Source organism: Hallella multisaccharivorax DSM 17128 (assembly GCF_000218235.1).
GTDB classification, from domain to species: domain Bacteria; phylum Bacteroidota; class Bacteroidia; order Bacteroidales; family Bacteroidaceae; genus Prevotella; species Prevotella multisaccharivorax.
Genome location: NZ_GL945017.1, coordinates 1,650,822 through 1,653,405, shown reverse-complemented (window position 1 = coordinate 1,653,405; position 2,584 = coordinate 1,650,822). Strand labels below are relative to the sequence as shown.

The following is a 2,584-nucleotide window of genomic DNA, read 5'->3' as shown; positions in this document are numbered from 1 at the left end:
TAGGATTGGCACAGGCACGTTCAACAATGTCTATGGCATGAACGGCAGCTACGTCACCGCCGGTCAGCAGGACTATGCCGAGCGCATGAACCAGATTCAGTCGCAGAAAGAAGCCTACTATAAAGAGCTTGGCACCGCCCCAGGCGTACCAACAGAAAAAGGTGCCTACGGTGACCCGGAGAACACGGGTGTTGGCTACAACACGATTATCATCAATCTTGGTGACCACAGTGTTCCCAAGGGGATGGGTGCAGACACCGAAACATAACACAAAGGAAGGAAACACACCGGGGACACCCGTCAGCTGGAATGAGCCGAGCAATCCGGATGACCCACAGGCCGGTTATGGCTATATCCCGAATGATACGACAACGGAGGAGACCTTCTTCTTCCATAGTGACCATTTGGGTTCGACCTCTTACATTACGGACGATAAGGGCAACATCACTCAATATGATGCTTACCTTCCCTATGGTGAGCTGTTGGTTGACGAACACTCATCAACAGAGGAAATGCCGTATAAGTTCAACGGCAAGGAGCTGGATGAGGAGACAGGCTTGTACTATTATGGCGCAAGGTATATGGAACCTGTGGCAAGTATTTGGTATGGGGTGGATCCACTGGCGGAAAAGAATGTAGCTACGAGTGGATATGTATATACATTAGACAATCCAATACATATGGTGGATCCTGATGGAAGAGATTCGTATTATACAAAAAATGGATCCTTTGTTTTTAAGAATTTAGCAAAAACAGATCATATCTATATAATATCAAAATTTAAAGTTATAGGTCGTTCAAAACGAAAAATATACTATAAAGTCTGGGGGTGCAGGCAAATAGATGATAAAAATGTATCTTTATCTCCACGCGCTTATTCAAAAATTTATACAAACGTTCTTAAAAGAAAAGGATATAAAACTAACAAATTAAAAAATAATGCTGTGTCAATAGTTAAATTAAACTACAACACAAAATCAGACGGCCCAGAATACGAATTAGCAGGTACTTATAATCATGATGCAGTCTTGCCTTGGTCAGATGCCCCTGTTGCAGAAACAAATAAAGAAAAAAATAAAATACAACTTACGGTATTTATTCATCCTACTGGAGATAGCGAAAGAAGATCATATCTTTCAACAGAATCAAATGTCGAAAGTGTCCTCGGAGTTCATGAATTCACAGGACACGGTGAACTAGGGATAAATAGCGGTCAACATTGGAAAATTCTACAGATGCAGCGAAGACATCCTTCTTGGGGACAAACTACCCAATCTTTAAAAGAATTATATAAATATTTAGAGTATAATAAGCCTTCAGAATATGTTAAACATTAATAAGATAACTTATGGAGCAGTATTATTTTTTGTTGTTATATTAGTAGGTTGTCAGAATAATGTAGAGATTCCTGCCGAATTGGTAACAATAATTGATAATTATCCAAAAGAATACACTTATGAAGATGGTCATAATTGTTACTCCAGACAAATAAATTTGGTATTCAAAATTAAAAATACCAGCGGAGAAAAACTGTTTATTCCTATAAGTGATTGGAAAGCAAAGAAATATTATTCCTATTTTAGTATTTCATCTTCAAAAAAGAATAACATAAGGACATTTTCATATTATTGGAAAAATAAAAGTAGTATTATAGATAATGGAGATAGCCTTAACATCTGTGTCAAATTGATGGAAAAACAACTTCGAGAATTAGGTCTATATACGCCTTATTTCCCACCTTATGTTATCATAAGAAAAGTTGAATTTAGATATATAATAGATGTAAAAGATTTCAAATTAAGCAAGTTTCCTATTCCCCAAATAAATTTCTATATATCTCCTGATATCAAATATATTTATCAAAAACACGAAGGAAGTTGAATGTATCTATTTATCGTCCGACAACAATTTCGCCAGCATACCGGCGGTGAGAACATCACCGTGAGATATGCCTACAATCCCGTGAATGAGGTGACGACCGTGACGCACCCCAACGGCAGGGAGACGAAGTACGAATACGACCAGTTAGGACGCAAGCTGATGGTGAACCACCCCGATGCGGGCGAGACGGACATGACCTACGACGCGGCGGGCAACCTCCTTACCAAGCTCACCGCACAGCTCAGAAAGAGCATCTCCGAGAAGGGCTGCATCACCTACACCTACGACTATGAGCGGCTGAAGGAAGTACTCTATCCCGAGATATATGCAAGGGCAACTATTCAGCTGGTGTGAGAGTAGTTGGAGTTTTCAACACCATTTGAGGGCGCATATGCATACCTTACAGGACCGTTGCTTCCAAATTCTGACAGTCTTGAATTGTTTTTTTAGCAGAAGGGTGATACTGTTGGACGAGAATCCGGCGAACATGACGGTGGCGTACTTGCCTTTCTCATAGTTATAGTTAATACCTTCATCCTCGTAGAGCGTGAACGTAGCGTTCCTTCCGGCAAAGACATAAAGATCGATGAGCTCAGCGGCTTTCTCGTCACTCCATTCCATCTCGGGACCGACCGGGATAATGCTTCCCTCGGGCACGGAAAACNGGAATGCGCTCATAGGGTGCCGCCGCCATAACGGTCTG

General features: G+C 41.0%; 1 protein-coding gene and 3 pseudogenes. 3 read left to right on the top strand and 1 reads right to left on the bottom strand.

Annotated features, from left to right (window positions below):
* The 3 genes and pseudogenes from PREMU_RS15625 to PREMU_RS07145 form a co-directional block, all read left to right on the top strand.
* A pseudogene (locus tag PREMU_RS15625) lies at positions 1-1,337 on the top strand (RHS repeat domain-containing protein); the annotation flags it as partial.
* The gene (locus PREMU_RS07150; RefSeq protein WP_007574213.1) at positions 1,324-1,881 is read left to right on the top strand and encodes a hypothetical protein; all 558 of its coding nucleotides are present in this window, start codon (positions 1,324-1,326) and stop codon (positions 1,879-1,881) included. The pseudogene PREMU_RS15625 and the gene PREMU_RS07150, both read left to right, overlap by 14 nt.
* Positions 1,882-1,941: 60 nt before the next feature.
* Positions 1,942-2,220, top strand: a pseudogene (locus PREMU_RS07145) (RHS repeat domain-containing protein); the annotation flags it as partial.
* 144 nt (positions 2,221-2,364) lie between these two features.
* Here the strand turns inward: PREMU_RS07145 and PREMU_RS07140 are convergent.
* Positions 2,365-2,584: pseudogene (locus PREMU_RS07140) on the bottom strand (DUF5110 domain-containing protein); the annotation flags it as partial.

Excerpts from the sequence above, each read along its gene's own strand:
- PREMU_RS07150 (WP_007574213.1), top strand. The coding sequence starts at position 1,324 with ATGTTAAACATTAATAAGATAACTTATGGAGCAGTATTATTTTTTGTT.